The sequence below is a fragment of the Reichenbachiella sp. genome (assembly GCF_039944555.1).
Classification (GTDB): Bacteria; Bacteroidota; Bacteroidia; order Cytophagales; family Cyclobacteriaceae; genus Reichenbachiella.
The window spans coordinates 526,856-544,494 of record NZ_JBDUYN010000006.1; the positions used below are offsets into that span (position 1 = coordinate 526,856).

Annotated in this window: 15 protein-coding genes; 7 read left to right on the forward strand and 8 right to left on the reverse strand. The window is 39.0% G+C overall.

The genetic code is table 11. From position 1 onward, the window contains the following. Positions 1-144: 144 nt before the first annotated feature. Positions 145-2,271 (reverse strand): 30S ribosomal protein S1, encoded by a 2,127-nt coding sequence (rpsA, locus tag ABJD64_RS06990; RefSeq protein WP_348179944.1) that lies wholly within the window; start codon positions 2,269-2,271, stop codon positions 145-147. Positions 2,272-2,526: 255 nt separating this feature from the next. Between rpsA and ABJD64_RS06995 the strand changes: the two genes are divergently transcribed. Beyond that, a complete protein-coding gene (locus ABJD64_RS06995; protein ID WP_348179946.1) occupies positions 2,527-3,378 on the forward strand; it encodes a hydroxymethylglutaryl-CoA lyase in 852 nt (283 codons plus the stop codon). Between the two features lie 11 nt (positions 3,379-3,389). On the opposite strand, the gene dprA is transcribed toward ABJD64_RS06995, so the two are convergent. The 4 genes from dprA to ABJD64_RS07015 all read right to left on the reverse strand — a co-directional run bounded on the left by dprA (position 3,390) and on the right by ABJD64_RS07015 (position 7,168). Further along, positions 3,390-4,490 (reverse strand): DNA-processing protein DprA, encoded by a 1,101-nt coding sequence (dprA, locus tag ABJD64_RS07000; protein ID WP_348179948.1) that lies wholly within the window; start codon positions 4,488-4,490, stop codon positions 3,390-3,392. Between the two features lie 30 nt (positions 4,491-4,520). Then, positions 4,521-4,868 carry a MerR family transcriptional regulator gene (locus ABJD64_RS07005; RefSeq protein ID WP_348179950.1) on the reverse strand — a complete coding sequence of 116 codons (348 nt, stop codon included), beginning with the start codon at positions 4,866-4,868 and terminating at the stop codon, positions 4,521-4,523. A 4-nt stretch (positions 4,869-4,872) separates the two neighbouring features. Next, positions 4,873-6,060, reverse strand: coding sequence for a CapA family protein (locus tag ABJD64_RS07010; RefSeq protein WP_348179952.1), 1,188 nt, complete (start codon positions 6,058-6,060; stop codon positions 4,873-4,875). A gap of 124 nt (positions 6,061-6,184) precedes the next feature. Further along, entirely contained in the window at positions 6,185-7,168 is a 984-nt protein-coding gene (locus tag ABJD64_RS07015; RefSeq protein ID WP_348179954.1) for a M23 family metallopeptidase, read from the reverse strand. 158 nt (positions 7,169-7,326) lie between these two features. Between ABJD64_RS07015 and alaS the strand changes: the two genes are divergently transcribed. From alaS to ABJD64_RS07035, 4 genes are all read left to right on the forward strand, one after another. Next, positions 7,327-9,963: an alanine--tRNA ligase gene (alaS, locus tag ABJD64_RS07020; protein ID WP_348179955.1), complete on the forward strand. Its 2,637-nt coding sequence runs from the start codon at positions 7,327-7,329 to the stop codon at positions 9,961-9,963. 6 nt (positions 9,964-9,969) lie between these two features. After that, entirely contained in the window at positions 9,970-11,421 is a 1,452-nt protein-coding gene (gatB, locus tag ABJD64_RS07025; RefSeq protein WP_348179956.1) for an Asp-tRNA(Asn)/Glu-tRNA(Gln) amidotransferase subunit GatB, read from the forward strand. 56 nt (positions 11,422-11,477) lie between these two features. Further along, entirely contained in the window at positions 11,478-12,578 is a 1,101-nt protein-coding gene (locus tag ABJD64_RS07030; RefSeq protein ID WP_348179957.1) for a TlpA disulfide reductase family protein, read from the forward strand. 192 nt (positions 12,579-12,770) lie between these two features. Beyond that, positions 12,771-14,522, forward strand: coding sequence for a tetratricopeptide repeat-containing sensor histidine kinase (locus tag ABJD64_RS07035; protein WP_348179959.1), 1,752 nt, complete (start codon positions 12,771-12,773; stop codon positions 14,520-14,522). On the opposite strand, the gene ABJD64_RS07040 is transcribed toward ABJD64_RS07035, so the two are convergent. Genes ABJD64_RS07040 through ABJD64_RS07050 form a run of 3 tightly spaced genes read right to left on the reverse strand, consistent with a single transcriptional unit; the run spans position 14,519 to position 16,161 of the window. After that, positions 14,519-15,016 carry a hypothetical protein gene (locus ABJD64_RS07040; RefSeq protein WP_348179961.1) on the reverse strand — a complete coding sequence of 166 codons (498 nt, stop codon included), beginning with the start codon at positions 15,014-15,016 and terminating at the stop codon, positions 14,519-14,521. The two genes, ABJD64_RS07035 and ABJD64_RS07040, sit on opposite strands and share 4 nt — an antisense overlap. Next, positions 15,009-15,533 (reverse strand): acyl-CoA thioesterase, encoded by a 525-nt coding sequence (locus ABJD64_RS07045; protein ID WP_348179963.1) that lies wholly within the window; start codon positions 15,531-15,533, stop codon positions 15,009-15,011. Before ABJD64_RS07045 ends, ABJD64_RS07040 begins: the two co-directional genes overlap by 8 nt. Before the next feature lie 4 nt (positions 15,534-15,537). Then, positions 15,538-16,161 (reverse strand): protein-L-isoaspartate(D-aspartate) O-methyltransferase, encoded by a 624-nt coding sequence (locus tag ABJD64_RS07050; protein WP_348179964.1) that lies wholly within the window; start codon positions 16,159-16,161, stop codon positions 15,538-15,540. Positions 16,162-16,293: 132 nt separating this feature from the next. Here ABJD64_RS07050 and ABJD64_RS07055 point away from each other — a divergent pair, with 132 nt between their 5' ends. Both ABJD64_RS07055 and ABJD64_RS07060 read left to right on the forward strand, forming a co-directional pair. After that, positions 16,294-16,881: a riboflavin synthase gene (locus ABJD64_RS07055; RefSeq protein WP_348179966.1), complete on the forward strand. Its 588-nt coding sequence runs from the start codon at positions 16,294-16,296 to the stop codon at positions 16,879-16,881. Between the two features lie 37 nt (positions 16,882-16,918). Then, on the forward strand, positions 16,919-17,620 hold the full coding sequence (locus ABJD64_RS07060; protein WP_348179967.1) for a LytTR family DNA-binding domain-containing protein: 702 nt from the start codon (positions 16,919-16,921) through the stop codon (positions 17,618-17,620). The last annotated feature ends 19 nt before the right edge of the window (positions 17,621-17,639 follow it).

Consider the following 17,639-nt stretch of genomic DNA (forward strand, 5'->3'; position numbering starts at 1 on the left):
TTTTCGGGCTACAAAAATAGAATTAATTATATCCCTTGCAAACTATTTAGAACTTCAATTGCCTAAAATATTGCCACTTTTTTGTAACGCACTGAATAAAAAAAAGGTACACCGAAGTGTACCTTTTTATAAATATATTTCTGATTAAGATTCTGCTTCCTCAGAAGCTTCTTCTTTATCGTCAGCTTTTTTTGCAGCTGTTTTCTTTTCCGCTTTTGGAGCAGCTTCCTTCTTAGGAGCAGCTTTCTTGGCAGCAGGCTTAGCACTATCTTCCATTTGCTCTTTTAGCGCAGAAAGTGCAGCGATATCGCCTAAAGTAGACTTCTCAGAATCAGCATTTACCTTATCTACACCTTTGCTCTTAGCAGCAGCTTTCTTCTTAGGAGCAGGAGCTTTTTCTACTACTTCATCAGAATAAGTGGCTACGTGAGACAGGCTGATCTTCTTGTCATCTTTAGAGAAATCAACCACTACAAAGTCAAGGCTATCGCCAACCTCCGTTTTAGAGCCATCCTCTTTCTTTAGATTTTTTGTCGACGAAAATCCTTCCAAACCGTATGGTAATTCCAAAATTGCTCCTTTCTCCAGGATGTTGGTCACCGTACATTTGTGGGAAGTACCTCTTGCAAATACAGTTTCGAAAGTATCCCAAGGGTTTTCTTCTAACTGCTTATGACCAAGTGCCAATCTTCTATTGTCCACGTCAAGCTCAAGTACACGTACTTCAAGCTCTTCATTTACATTGATAAACTCAGAAGGGTGCTTCACTTTTTTGGTCCAAGACAAATCAGAAACATGTACCAAACCATCAATTCCTTCTTCAAGTTCGATGAACAATCCGAAATTTGTCAGATTTCTTACAATTCCTTTGTGATCTGTTCCAACAGCGTATTTGGTCAATACATCTTGTTTGGTCCAAGGATCCTCGGTCAATTGCTTGATACCCAAAGACATTTTTCTTTCGTCTCTATCGATAGTGAGCACAACTGCTTCTAGCTCATCGCCTATTTTGATGAAGTCCTGTGGATTTCTCAAATGCTGAGACCAAGACATTTCAGACACGTGGATCAAACCTTCAACACCAGGTTGAATCTCTAAGAATGCACCGTAATCAGCAACATTCACAATTTTACCTTTCACTTTTGAGCCAATCTCAACAGTCTTATCAAGTGAATCCCAAGGATGCTCAGACAGTTGCTTCATACCCAATGAAATTCTCTTCTTGTCGTCATCAAAATCAAGAACAACAACATTTACTTTCTCATCCAAATTCAACACTTCTTCCGGATGATTTACTCTACCCCATGAAATATCGGTAATGTGAAGAAGACCATCCACACCTCCAAGGTCGATGAATACACCGAAATTGGTCATGTTCTTGATCACTCCTTCCAATACCTGACCTTTCTCAAGGTTTTCAAGGATTTGAGCTTTTTGTTTTTCGAGGTCTTTCTCAATCAATATTTTGTGAGATACTACCACGTTATCGTTAGTGTAGTTGATTTTCACAACTTTCACTTCCATTTTCTTATCTACGAAGATATCGAAGTCTCTGATTGGCTTCACATCGATTTGAGATCCTGGCAAGAACGCTTCCACACCAAAAATATCTACAATCAAACCGCCCTTTGTTCTTCTCTTCACCATACCGTCGATCACCAAATCTTCGTCAGCAGATTTCTGGATTTTCTCCCATGCACCTACGATTTTGGCTTTTCTTCTCGAAAGTACCAACTGACCGTTGTTGTCTTCTTGCTCCTCGATGTAGACCTCTACAGTATCACCCGGCTTGAGGTCAGGAGTATCCCTAAATTCAGAAGCAGAAACTAAACCATCAGATTTAAATCCAATGTTCAAAATTACGTCTCTAGAGGTCATGCTTACTACTGTACCTTCTACTACCTGCTTTTCTTCGATAGTGTTCAGGGTACCTTCGTAAAGTGCTTCTAAGTCGGCTTTTTCAGATTTGTTGTATCCATCACCGAATCCTTTTGGCTGAACATTGTCCCAGTCAAACTCTTCTTCATCCTCTACAACTACAGCTTTAGTCTCCTTTTTCTTAGGAGCCTTCTTTTCAGCTTTTGCCTCAGCAACAGGAGCCTCCTCCTTTACCTCTTCGGCAGGAGCTTCCTCTTTCACTTCAACAGCAGCCTCTTCAACTTTTGCTTCAGTTTCAGCCGCAGCAGTTTCTTCAACTGTAGCTTCGTTTGCCGCCTCAGTGGTTTCTGCTTTTTCTACAGGCTGGTTTTCTAATTCTTCTTTGTTTTCCATTATAATGTGAACCCATTAAATACAGCGTCAATCCGGGTTCGGGAGATGCGCCATTTTGTTTGTAATTATTCCGCAGAGCGGAGCCCATTCACTCGAATGGAGCGCAAAGATAGATATTATTTAGTTCAATTTTGATATTGAATCGCAAAATTTCCGACTATTATAAATCACCGCATACACGTTTCATTGGCAATGAAAGTATATAGTTAATCCAACAAATTGCATTTTTAATTAATTTGCGAAAAAATACAGTTTATGAAAATTATTGAATGCCCTAGGGATGCCATGCAAGGACTTCAGGAATTTGTACCTACAGAATTAAAGGTGCGATATATCAATGAATTGCTCAAGGTGGGATTCGATACGATTGACTTTGGTAGTTTTGTTTCGCCAAAGGCCATACCACAACTTAAAGACACGGCTGAAGTATTGTCGCATTTGGATTTAGAACAAACAAAATCGAAGCTGCTAGCCATCGTCGCTAACGCACGAGGCGCTCATAATGCCTGCCTGCACAACCAAATAAGCTACCTGGGATTCCCCCTTTCTCTATCAGAAACATTCCAACAACGGAATACTAACAAAAGTATCGCCGAGGCATTTGAAGAATTAAACATCATTCAAGACCTTTGCCATGACCACAACAAGACACTTGTCACTTACCTGTCTATGGGGTTTGGTAATCCTTATGGAGATCCTTATGAAATTCCCTATGTTTCTGATTTTATTTCAAAACTAAAAGCAATGGATGTACAAATCATCTCATTGGCTGATACTATTGGAGTATCTAATCCGAAAAACATCACGGCTCTTTTCACAGGTATTACTCACGAATTTTCCGGAGTCGAATTTGGTGTTCACCTACACTCCGACTTGGATACCGCGCTGGAAAAAATTGATGCAGCCTATAAGGCCGGTTGTCGGAGATTTGACGGAGCCATTAATGGCTTCGGAGGTTGCCCAATGGCTGAAGATAAACTCGTAGGAAACATAGCCACCGAAACGATCCTCTCCTATTTCCAACACCATCACATACCAATCGAATATAATCAAAAGGCATTCCAAACCGCATTAAACATAGCTCCAGAAGTTTTTTTGGGTAGATAAGGTAGTGGTTATCAAAGCTTGACATATCGTTTACCAGGGAGAGATTTGATTAATCCGTCAAATTCCAAGGTCAAAAGATGACCAACTACTTCATTGACACTTATCTGCGCCTTCCAGCTCAATTCATCTAAATGAAGACCAACCTCGAATTCTGTGAGAAGCTCCATAATTTTTTGTACGGGTTGATCATAAGCACTCATATCGAAGTTTTTCTTTGACAACTTTTGTTCTCCAACTTCCCAGCCCAATAAATAATTCAAATCTTTGACTCCCGTATAAATATTAGCCTTTTGCGCTCTTATCAGTGCATTGCACCCCTCAGAATATTTATGCTCCAATGTACCCGGAACAGCAAATACTTCTCTATTATATGAATAAGCTATGTTTGCTGTGATCAATGCGCCTCCTTTATTTGCCGCCTCCACAACGATGAGTGTTTCCGTCATCCCGGCAATAATACGATTACGTGTTGGGAAATGATGTGCTTCTGGTTTTGTTCCAGGCAGGTACTCGCTAATCCATGCCCCTTGCTCAAGCATTTCTTCAGCAGTTTTTTTATGAACCGATGGATAGATTTTATCCAGGCCTCCGGCCAAAACAGCCACGGTAGGGAGTCCGGCTTTCAATGCTGCTCGATGAGCCACAATATCAATCCCATAGGCTAAACCACTTACTATAACAGCCTCATGACCAACCAACTCCTCTACAATTTTTTTGGTCATTTGTCTACCGTATTCAGTAGCATTTCTAGTTCCTACTATTCCAACAAGCTTTCGTCCGTTAAACTTGGCTCGTCCCTTAGTATAAATAAGTAAAGGAGAGTCGTTAACAAGCTTAAGTCTTTCGGGATAGTCTTTATGAAAATATGGAACTATTGATATTTTCTGCTTTTCACAAAGCACCAAAAACTCCTCTGCCTTTTTGAGATACTCGCCTGAGTTAAGTGATGCTACAGTTTTGTTTCCAACATTTGGAATTCTCAGCAGGGTTCCTTTTTTCTCTCTATAAATAGCTGACGCAGATCCGCAATAACTGATCAATTGCTTTGCTAAAATATCACCAATTCCCGGAGTAAGTTTAAGCGCCAGTATACAGCATTCTTCTTCATTCATAGAATAAACAAGAGTTACAATTCAAAAAAATTAATGATTTCCTTTTATACCGTCTCGTAGCTCAGTCAGAAAAGTACGGATGCCCTTAAGCGAATGAATCATATCGATCTTTTCCATAGCGGCATTCGCATCGTTTTTAATGAAATCTCTGGCGCCGTGTAACGTATACCCTTTCTCTTTTACAAGATGATAAATCATCTTTATTTTCTTTATATCTTCCGGCGTGAATTGTCTATTTCCTTTTCGATTTTTCTTAGGGCTAATGATGTCAAATTCCGTTTCCCAAAAACGTATGAGTGAAGTTGCTACGCCCAAATCATCAGCCACTTCGCCAATGGTGTAATATCGTTTCGTTATTTCCTTTTCTTTGTACGGCACTGTTCTAATTGTTAAGATAGGTAATAAAACCTGAATCATCAATCAATAAATTACTTTCAGGAAAATCTTTTTTTGTGAGCTCCCTGATCACAGAAATAGCTCTTCTTTTGGGGTCAATTTTTGGCCCGCCTGCTCCCGGTTGATAAATCGAAATCAACTTGCCCTGAAGAAATTTTCCGGTAGCATCAGTTTCAATTTTCACAATTGGTGCCACACCATTTACCCCCTTCAGATTAAATCGCCCATATGTGCAAAAATTTCCCAAACTATAAGTTATGAACCGATCCTTATAAACTTCTATTGCCCTGGATACATGGGGACCATGACCAAAAACTACATCGGCACCATGATCAATCATTAAATGCGTAAACTCATAAACATTTCCCCTATTTTCTCCATAAAACATTTCCGTCTTTCTGGTTACATGCTGATGTTTTGAGCCTTCAGCACCTGCATGAAAGGAAACTATGACGACATCTACCAAAGAATCCAAATACTCCACCAATTCTATTGCTCTGGTTTCATTGTGAATACTGACAGTGCCAATATTTGGAGAAAATGCGACCACTCCATATTTCATTCCATCGACCATAAAAATAGAAGTTGGAACATCCAGCAAGCCAGCATAGTTAATGCGTAAAGAATCTAAGGTTTTCATCGTATTTAGTCGGCCAGGCTGACCAAAATCACCAGCATGGTTATTAGCCAAACTAACAACGTCAAAGCCAGCATCTTTCAAATTAGCTAGATAGGACTCTGGTGATCTAAATAAATAACAAACCTTCGGGTTTCTACAGGTTTTCTGATCCCCACCTTCGTTTAGTATTACTCCTTCTAAATTGCCGAATGTCACGTCAGCTTGCTTTAGCGTATCAGTAACCTCTACCCATAAATCGCGTCCATCATTACCGGGCAAGTAGCTTTCGCTTGGAAAATTGGTTCCCATCATAATGTCCCCTACTCCTATAAAGGTAAGCGTATCTTTGATCACTCTGGACAGCCCAATTTCAACCTCATCATTGAGAGAGTAAAGTGTATCCCGATCTGACGTAATCCAATATTCAGGTTCAAAAAGGGCCGAATCTAAAGCGACTTCCTGTTCGTCGACAGGTAATGTTGAGACCACTTGCTGTGGCTTACAGGCAGTTACCAGAATAGAGATAAACAGTATTTGAACCAGAGTTCTTAGCATGACTCAAAATTAGAATTGAACATTTAATTCTTCAGCACAAGTTCATTAGAAGTTTTCCACAATAGACTAACAGACATAAAAAAACCCTGACAATATTGCCAGGGTTTTTTTATGTCTTGCTTGATCAGTAAGATCCCAGTGCCTGATTTTCTATAGATGCCAACCTTAGAATTTCTTCATATTCAGATGCATTTAAATCTTGGTAGAAGTAATGAACCGGGTTTATTTTCTTCCCATCTTTTGTAACCTCATAGTGTAAATGTGGCGCAGTAGATTTTCCTGAGTTACCAACATATCCAATACATTCTCCTCTCTTTACCTTCTGGCCTTTTTTCACATTATACATCTCCATGTGGGCATATTTAGTAATATATCCATAACCATGGTCAATCTCTACTTGTCGTCCATACCCTCCTAAAGAAGAGCGAACTTTTTTAACCACACCATCACCGGTCGCATAAATTGGCGTTCCTTTAGGTGCACTAAAATCAACACCCCAATGCATCTTTTTTGTTTTCAAAATAGGATCAATCCTGGTGCCAAACCCAGATGATAATCTTTTAAGCTCTTCATTAGAGACAGGCTGAATGGCCGGCATTGCCGCAAAAAATTTCTCTTTATTTGCTGCCATATCCAACAGTTCATCGTACGATTTGGTCTGAATATACATCTGCTTTTTCAGTTTATCCAATGTTTGATGCGTACTGATAATCAGGTCAGTCCTTTCTAAATCCTTGTTGGTCAATTCCCTATAGCGGTTAACTCCTCCAACGCCAGCATCTCTGATAGACTTTGGAATAGGTTCCGCTTCAAAAATCACTCGATACACGTTATCATCGCGTTCTTGCAAGGATGATAGCATATCAGATGCTTCTACCATCTCCTTCTGCAATAATTCGTAGTAGTATTTCAGTTCTTCATTCTCTTTTTCCAATCGAGCTTCGACAGGAGACTGAAAATACAAATTATAGGTATAGAAAATTCCTACTGCCAGTATCAATGAAAAGGATAGAAATCCAAGAGAGTTGAGTACAATATCCCAAGACGACACTTTGACGCGCTCGTACTTACAAGATTCGGTATCGTAATAGTATTTTATTCTAGCCATATTAAATCAGAATATCCTAACTTTGTGCTTCGTTTTTCGGGTGGTTGCTAATATTTCTACTTAACGGCTTCTAATATTACAATTATGTCCGCAATTTAATACAATTTTTTAAATAACAAATAAATTCAATTGCAAGCAATTGGGTATCAGTAGATTAGATGGAATCAAAGGAAATAAGAAAACGGTTTTTACGCTTTTTTGAAGAGAAACAACATGAAATAGTGGCATCTGCGCCAATGGTCATACAAAATGACCCTACTTTGATGTTTACAAATGCGGGTATGAATCAGTTCAAAGACTTCTTTTTGGGCAATTCACAACCTTCATCGAATAGAATCACTGACACCCAGAAGTGCCTAAGAGTTTCAGGCAAGCACAATGACCTGGAAGAAGTAGGTATGGACACCTACCATCATACCATGTTTGAAATGCTTGGCAACTGGTCATTTGGAGATTACTTTAAGAAAGAGGCCATTGAATGGGCCTGGGAACTGCTGACCAAAGAGTTTAAGCTACCTGCGGATAGAATGTACGCCTCCGTTTTTGGTGGTGATGAGGCAGATGGTTTAGAAATGGATCAGGAAGCTTTTGACTATTGGAAAGAAATAATACCCGAAGACAGAATCATCAGCGGCTCCAAAAAAGACAATTTTTGGGAAATGGGAGATACCGGGCCGTGCGGTCCTTGTTCGGAAATCCATATTGATCTAAGGTCCGATGAAGAGGCGGCTAAAGTTCCCGGAAGGGATTTGGTAAACATGGACCACCCCCAAGTCGTAGAGGTCTGGAATTTGGTATTCATGCAATTCAACCGATTAGCCAATGGTTCATTGCAAAACCTCCCGGCACAACATGTAGATACTGGCATGGGTTTCGAGCGGTTGGCAATGGCCATTCAGGGAAAAAAATCTAATTACGATACCGACGTTTTCTCCCCACTTATCAACTTCATTGCAGAATCTGCTCATGTTAAATACGGTGAGAATGAAAAAACCGATATTGCCTTACGCGTAATATCCGATCATATCCGTGCAATTGCATTCGCCATTGCAGACGGACAACTGCCCTCTAACAACAAGGCTGGCTATGTAATTAGAAGGATATTAAGAAGAGCTGTTCGCTACGGCTATACCTTCTTAGGTTTCAAAGAACCATTCATGAATACGATGGTTCCGCTACTCGCAGAGCAATTTGATGGTGTATTTCCAGAGCTCGTAGCTCAAAAGGAATTTATCTCTAAGGTTATAAGAGAGGAGGAACTCTCCTTTTTACGTACATTGGACAAAGGTCTTGCAAAATTGGAAATCATTACCAATCAGGCAAAAAATGCAAACGGGTTAATAGATGGCAAGACGGTCTTCGAATTGTACGATACCTATGGTTTTCCATTTGACTTGACCTCCTTAATTGCTCGAGAAAATGAATTGAGTGTTGATGAAGAGGGATTCAAAAAGGAAATGGAGATTCAAAAAAACAGATCCAAAAAGGCTGCGGAAACTTCAGCTGGAGATTGGGTTGAGTTGAAAAGAACCGAGGAGGTACAATTCCTTGGATATGAATCATTATCCGCTAAGTCCAGCATCGTTAAGTATAGGGAGATTGATGAAAAAGGTAAGAAGCTTTTCCAAATCGTATTGGATCGGACACCATTTTATGCAGAAAGTGGCGGACAAGTTGGCGACACAGGTTATCTCTCAGATGGTGACAAAAGAATTAGTATCATTGATACCAAAAAAGAAAATAACCTTACCATCCATTTCAGTAATGAATTGCCAGAAAATCTGGAAGCAGAATTTGACGCAGTTGTCAATAGCAAAAAAAGGAAATTGACGGAAAATAATCACAGTGCTACTCATCTACTACATGCGGCGCTGAGACAAGTACTTGGACCCCATGTTCAGCAAAAAGGCTCTTTAGTGAATGAAAAAGTGCTTCGATTTGACTTTTCACACTTCTCAAAAATGACTGATGAGGAAATCGATCAAGTCGAGAAAATTGTTAACCAAAAGGTTAGGGAGAATATTTCACTGGACGAAAAAAGAAATGTACCGATCGCCGAAGCTCAAGAAATGGGTGCTATGGCACTTTTTGGAGAGAAATATGGAGACTTCGTGAGAGTCATTACTTTCGACAAAGATTATTCGGTTGAACTTTGTGGAGGAACACACGTACCTGCTACCGGAACTATTGGCCTTATGAAAATCGTATCAGAAGGATCTGTAGCCGCTGGAGTACGCAGAATTGAAGCAATAACCGCCGACCGTGCTGAAGAATATTACACCAAACAAAATAAGCTGGTAGCCCAAGTCAATGAGCTTTTGAATAGTCCAAAGGACTTGGTAAAGGCTGTTGAGACTTTAATTAAAGAAAAACAAGAACTAACGAAGACAATAGAGTCTGTCAATCTGGAAAAGGCCGGAGCTCAAAAAGACGTGCTTCAAAAAGCCATTAAACCAGTTAATGGCTACAATGTATTGATAGCTGAGGCTCAGTTGCCCGATGCAGAAGGATTAAAAAAGCTCTCTTTCGAGCTCAAAAACGAAATAAATAACCTGATAATGATAGTGGCGGCGGATATTGCCGGCAAACCCCAAATTTCAATTATGATTTCTGAAGAATTAGTGAAATCGCTAAATCTTCATGCCGGTAATCTGATTAAGGAGTTGGCAAAAGAAATCAAAGGAGGAGGTGGAGGCCAACCCTTTTATGCAACAGCCGGAGGTAAGGACCTTAGCGGATTGCCTAGCGTGGTGACCAAAGCCAAGGAGATTATTGATGGAATCACAAATCATTAGAAGGCTTTGAAAAACATATTAGAAAGATATGATCTGGTCGTAGGACTGGAAATACACGTACAACTGAATACCGAAAGTAAGCTATTTGCATCGGACAAGAACAGCTTTGGTGACGTGCCTAACACAAATGTAAGTCCAATTACATTGGCACATCCTGGTACCTTGCCCAAGCCTAATAGGTCTGTAATTAGTCATGCCATAAAAATGGGTTTGGCTTGTAATTGTGACATCGCTTCTTACACCACTTTCGACCGTAAGAATTACTTCTATCCGGACTTACCGAAGGGTTATCAAACTACCCAAGATCAATACCCTATCTGTAGGGGTGGTTACTTGGATGTAAAGAGCGGCAATGACAAAAAGCGTATAAAGTTCAATAGAATACATATCGAAGAAGATGCTGGCAAGTCGTCTCATGATCCGGAACACGAGGGCACTCTCCTTGATTACAACAGGGCCGGTACTCCGTTAATAGAAATGGTTACTGAGCCAGAGATTAGTAGTGCAGAAGAAGCAGGAAATCTTCTGACCGAGATACGCAAAATTGTCCGATATATCAATGTTGGAGATGGCAATATGGAACAGGGCTCGCTGCGATGCGATGCTAATATTTCATTGAAACCTGTTGGCTCAAAGCAACTGGGCAAAAGAGTGGAAATCAAGAATATGAATTCCATTAGAAATGTACAGCGGGCAATTAACCATGAAATTGAAAGACAGTCCGCACTACTGGATGATGGAAAAACCGTACTGCAAGAAACTCGCGGATTCAATGATGAAACTGGCGAAACAACCGGGCAACGTTCAAAAGAAGAAGCCAATGATTACCGCTACTTTCCCTGCCCGGATCTTTTACCTATAGCAATTTCAAAGGATTGGATTGATCAAATTCAATCTACCCTGCCAAAGCTTCCCCATAAAGTATTGGCTGACCTTCAGGAAAATTACCAGCTGAACTTGTACGATGCCGAAATTATTGCTGACTCTAAGGAATTATCAGATTACTTCTATACCACGAGTAAGATTACTTCACATTATAAAAGAGTTGCCAATTGGATCATTGGGCCTATCAAAAGTTATCTCAATGAATCGAATAGTTCAATTGAAAACTTTGAGATTAAGCCCACTCTACTTGCGGAAATTATCGACTTAGTTGTTCAAGACAAATTAAGTTTTTCAATTGCATCCACTCGATTACTTCCTGCTCTCATCAAAGATCCAAAGCAATCCGCTCTCGACGTTGCGCAAAAGCTCCAATTACTGCAAAGTGATAACCAGAACGAACTGATCAAGATTATTGAAGAGGTGATTGCCAATATGCCTGAAAAAGCCGAGGCCTACAAAAATGGCAAAAAGGGTCTGCTAGGCATGTTTATGGGCGAGGTTATGAAAAGGTCAGGAGGTAAGGCTAATCCAAAAACGGCAAACAAGTTAATTGCCGAAATATTAGAAAAATAAACTTCAATCGCTTTAATTCGTTGAAAAAAGCTATTGAGAATCGTAAATAGATGATAATGAGAAAGAATTTAGTATTTGTTTTTGTGATTGCTCTGGTAGTAATGTCATGTTCTAAGAAAGAGGGTCTTACTATTTCCGGAACCTATGAAAATCCGGTAGAAGATCAATTGGTTAAAATTGAATTGATCATGAACAACGAACTCACCGTGATTGACTCCTTCTACCTTGAACCAAGCGGAGCATATAACCGAACGGTTAAAGTGTCCGAACCTGGCTTTTACCGGCTAAACTTCTACAATCGTCACATTACAAACATGATTCTTAACGACAGCAACTTGCAACTTGTTAAAGATGAAAATGATCCAAGGGGTGGCTATAAGGTAACCGGCTCGAAAGATATGGATTATATTTATCAGTTGACTGCACTTAAACAAGACTTCGAAAATCAATCACAAGCGCTCAATAGTAAGTTCATGAATGCCAGGAATAGTGGAGACGTACAATTGCTCGAAGATATCCGTTCGCGTTTTATGCAGTTGAAAGTCGCAAATGACGATCAAATTAAGAGCTCAATTTTAAAAATGGACTACTCGATTGCTGGAATTTTAAGTACTTCCTTCATTGACGAGGAGAATGAATTCACCTTTCTGGATAGCCTTTCTCAGAAATACCAAAAAGAACTACCCAATTCAAGTTACACTAAGGAGTTAGTGAATAAAGTCGAATCTTATAGAAAGTTGGCCATCGGCTCCGCTGCACCAGAAATATCTTTACCAAACCCTGAAGGACAAATTGTTTCTCTCAGTTCTTTCAAAGGTAAATACGTAATGATAGATTTTTGGGCGGCTTGGTGCAGACCTTGCAGAATGGAAAATCCGAACGTAGTAAGAATGTATGATACCTACAACAATAAAGGGTTTGAAATCTTAGGGGTTTCTTTGGATAGACAGAAAGATTCTTGGATAAAGGCCATTGCAGATGATCGATTAACCTGGACTCAAGTGTCCGATCTTAAATATTTTGAATCTGAAGCTGCTCAGCTGTATAGAATTAACTCAATCCCCGCAACCTATTTAATTGGCCCTGACGGAACTATTATTGCTAAGAATCTTCGTGGTGCTGAATTGGAAGCCAAGTTGAAGGAGATATTTGGCTGACTTAATATTCAGAGGTTAAATGACTCTTTTCTTCTCAAAACAAGTTAATTTAATAGTACAAATAAATTAAAACCTCCCTTACCTAACAATTTCAAACAGCTTGGATAGACTTATGTGAATAGGAATGACTTATGTGGAAATGTTCCATCTAAGTTTGATCATCTATCACGAGGCCTAGCTAAAGTAATTTTGATGATTGTAAATAATTCAGGTATTGATCCAGAAAATATTACGAGCCAGTTAGAACAGGCTTTTAAAGAACGGGTAAACAATATAGAAAAGTCCATAGCATTGGCAAACAATGCGTTTGAAAGGAGTATCCAAATTAAGAATAAGTCACTAATTGCATGGTCCCAAGCACACTTGGGCTATTTCGACATGATTCTGAGTAATCACCAATCTTCATTAAGTCACACCCAAGCAGCTATCAACCACTTCGAAAAAGACAATGACAGAGCAGGGCTTGCTTTATCCTACTTTACCATTGGTAGCATCAACTATAAAACAGACAATTATCATCTTGCACTAAAGTTCTTATCTGATAGTTTTCAAATGTATCAGGATGTTGATGACAAATTAGGACAGTCAAGAACATTGAAGGCCATCGGCTCAGTTTATGAATTTTTTGAAGAGTATGACAAAGCAGAAGAAACCTATCAAAAATGCATTGATATTAGCATAACTATCGATGATAAAAATGGCGTATCTAATGCGTTAAATCCACTCTCAGGTATTTTAATAAGAAAAGGGCAAATAGATCAGGCGCTTAAGATTATCAAAAAAAGTATTAGACTAAAGAAAATAACAAATGACCAACGAGGTCTAGGTTTTGCCTACTATGGGTTAGGCAAAGTCTATTTGGCTCAGGAAAAGTATGATTTGGCTAAAAAATACTTAGAAAAAAGCTTAGAAATTCACGCTACTATGAATGAGCTGGTTGGTTCAATGATGACTCTGAACAAACAAGGCCAGATGTACTATCAAACAAAAGCATATGACAAAGCCAAAAAACTATTATTGAGTTGCATTCAAAAAGGGAAAAAGTCAAAGCATTTTCTGATTACACACAAATCGTATTGGCATCTTTACAAGATTGCAAAAAAAGAAAAAGACCACCAATCAGCGCTAGAGTATCTCGAACTCCACCAAAGTCATAAAGAAAAGGTAATCAATAAAGAAACGAAGAATGTGATTAACAGTATTCAGTCTATTTCAAGATTAGAATTGTTGGAAAAAGAAACTAAATGGCAGAAGGAGATCAACAGCAAAGTAGAAAGAAAGAACAAAGAATTGGATTCTTTTGTCTACAAAGTGTCTCATGATCTTAGAGGACCGATTTCTTCATTAATGGGACTATTCGATCTGGTTAAATATGACGTCACAGATGCTAAAGCACTAGAATACTTTGAAATATATAATAGACAAATCAATCGATTGAATGGGATTTTGATGGATTTCTTAAACCTTATTCAGATAAAGGAAAAAGAGATTCAGAATGAAATGATTGATTTTGAGAGTCTTGTTGAAAACTGCTTGAGCTCGTTTGAATACCATGAAAATTTTGACAAAATCAATTTTGAAATTCGAATAAAAGATTCAATTTCTTTCTGTTCAGATAAAAGCACTATCACTTCCATTCTCCAAAACCTCCTCGAAAACTCGATTAAATATGCCAATACAAAAAATGCTGCATTCGTGAAAATTAATATCCATGAGCTAGGCCAGGGTGTTTCTATTAAGGTCACCGATAACGGGCTTGGAATCAAAAAAGAACATCAGAAAAAAATCTTTGACATGTTTTTTCGATCTCATCAAAAAATCAAAGGGACCGGTTTAGGTTTGTATATTGTAAAATGCGCAATAGACAAACTAAAAGGAAGTATTGAGGTGAAGAGTAGGATAAATCAGGGATCAACCATACAAGTGGTCCTACCCAAAGTCTAATTCACAAAAACTTCTTGGAGTACTGTCCATAGTTTCTTTCTTAAATCGGTTGATGTAGAAATGTTTCTCAATGCGTCTGCAATGATCACTTTTGTGTCGCCTAGGTTCATGGCAACATACTGCTGCACACTTTTGTCTAAAGATAATTGATGATTCGGCGTGAAAGCTATTACATATTTGTACCCATCCGTAATTGGTGCCGAAGCACCTGCTACATTGAGAAATTCTACATGATCTTTAGATAGGTTAATAGATCCTAGAATCTTGCCTAAATATTCCAAATCATCCGATGACAGGTTTGTTGCCGATGGATTATCAAACAAAACCAGAATCTCATGTTTTGGTTTTTCCGGAGAATTCAGACGAACTTCAGCCTCTTCAACCATTTCGGGTTCGTTTTCACCAGATAAATTCGTGCTGGTAACATCATTCTCGTCAATGACATAGATGTCCTCGTTGATCAGAAAATTCAGGAAGTCATTAGAATCACTCATTGATGAAAATCGATTTAAGTTCTGTGGCCTCCTCTGGTTTCATTTTCTTAGCCAAAACCAAGCGAAGTTGACGTCTTCTTAGGGCACCGGCAAACATTTCCTTCTCTTCATCGGTCTCCGGCACTACCTCAGGTACATCAATCGGGCTACCGCCTTGATCTACTGCGACAAAAGTATAGAAGGCTTTGTTGCTACTTACCTTCTTGCCTCCTGGAATATCCTCCGCAGATACATCAATAAATACTTCCATCGAGGAATTGAAAGAACGAGTTACTTTAGCGGTTAGAGTAACCACATTGCCTAATGCAATAGGCGCAGAAAATGATACATTGTCTACCGATGCAGTTACCACAATTCTATTGGAGTGCCTTTGTGCAGCAATTGCCGAGGCAACATCCATCCAATGTAATAGCTTTCCTCCCATCAAATTGTTAAGTGTATTGGTATCATTTGGCAAAACCAATTCTGTCATAATTGCCAATGATTCTAACGGTGTCTTTTTCTTTTTTCTGCTCATATTATTACTTTTTCCAACCATCTTCCCCTAATAAGGGTACAAAACTGAAATTACTGAATTGCTCTTTGGTAATCGTTCCATCAGACATTTTGGTTAGCCTCAACATTTTCTGTGACTTGCTGTCTCCAACCGGAATAACCAGATGCCCTCCTACTTTAAGCTGTTCAATCAACGCGGTAGGTACCGTTGGCGCTCCGGCGGTAACAATAATGCCATCGTATGGCGTGAGCTTATCATACCCTAGCGAACCGTCTCCAATCACGAACCTTGGACTGTAACCCATGTATTTCAGCATCTTTTGTGCCAGTAGAGAAAGGTTCTTTTTATACTCAATAGTTACCAAATCCGCCCCACATTCAAGCAATACACAGGCCTGATAACCCGACCCTGTGCCAATCTCCAGAATCTTCTTGCCGGGCTTGACATCGAGTAGATTTGTTTGAAAAGCAACCGTGTAAGGCTGAGAGATTGTTTGTCCCTCGGCGATTGGAAAGGCCTTGTCTTGGTAGGCGTGATCAACAAATATCTCGTCAAAAAACCAATGCCTGGGTATTTTACCGATCGCATTCAAAACAGGTTCATTTGCAATTCCTTTTTCTCGTAATTTTCTTACGAGTGCTCGTCTCATTCCTTTGTGCTTGTAACTATCAGTCAATACCATTCGCTTTCAAAATTAGACTATAAATTAATTATTGATCATTTCAACCTATTTATATTTTGACTAACCTTACATTAAATTCTTACACCAGAGTCAGAACTTATGTTTACAGGAATAATTGAGACAATTGGAAAAATAAATACTATTGAAAATCACGGTACCAATATAGATTTTACCATACAAAGTCCAATTAGCAAGGAAATGAAAATCGATCAAAGCGTGGCACATAATGGGGTTTGCCTGACCGTGGTCGATATCGAAGAGGACTGGCATAAAGTGACAGCAGTTGAAGAAACCCTATTAAAAAGCAATCTCAAAGAGTTGAAAGTGCATAGCATAGTCAATCTTGAGCGTTGTATGATTGCCAATGGCCGCTTCGATGGGCACATTGTCCAAGGACATGTAGATCAAACTGCTGTTTGTACAAAAAGAGAAGAAAAGGAAGGCAGTTGGCTGTTTGATTTTGAATATGACAATAGTGTGGGAAATGTGACTGTGGAAAAAGGATCAATCTGTATTGATGGAATAAGTCTAACTTGCTTCAATTCAGCGGATGGTAAATTTTCAGTAACCATAATACCCTATACAATGGACCACACAACTTTTAAATCCCTACAGCCTGGTCATACGGTTAACCTTGAATTTGATATTATTGGGAAATATGTTTCTAAACTTTTAAATAAAAAGTAAATTAACAGATTAATACATAACTAATCAGACTTAAACTATGGCATTGAACTGCATGGTAGTGGATGACGACGAGCTTGCCAGGCTCATGATAAGAAAATACGTCGAGAAGACAGATTTTCTGGAAATGACACATGAGATGGCAAACGGAATTGAAGCCTCCAACATCCTACTTCAGAAAGATAATCCAGACGTAGATATAATATTCTTAGATATTGAAATGCCTGAAATGTCAGGTATTGAATTGATGGAATCACTAACTGCTGACTATCAGGTGATCATGATTACGTCAGCCGAAAAATATGCAGTTCGTGCATTTGAAAAGAATGTCACTGATTATTTAGTCAAGCCATTTAGCTATGGACGTTTTCTAAAAGCAGCCGTTAAAGCAAATGAGACTCTTGAAAACATTCGTAAAAAGGCAGAAAGTTTTCATGAATTATATGTAAAGTCAGATTCTCGAATCTACAAGATCATTTTAGACAACATTCTCTTTATTGAAGCAATGGCAGATTATGTCATCTTCAATACGATCAAGGGTAAGCATATTGTACATCATACGATGAAAGGCATTGAGAAGAAACTGCCAGCCAGTACATTTGGCCGCGTGCATCGTTCTTATATTATCAACTACGATAAGATCGATTACTTCGAAGACATGAATGTCGTGATTAATGAGAAGTATATTCCTGTAGGCGTCTCTTACAGAGAAAAGGTTTTTGACAGACTAAACATGCTATAAAAGAAAGTTACTTTACTTT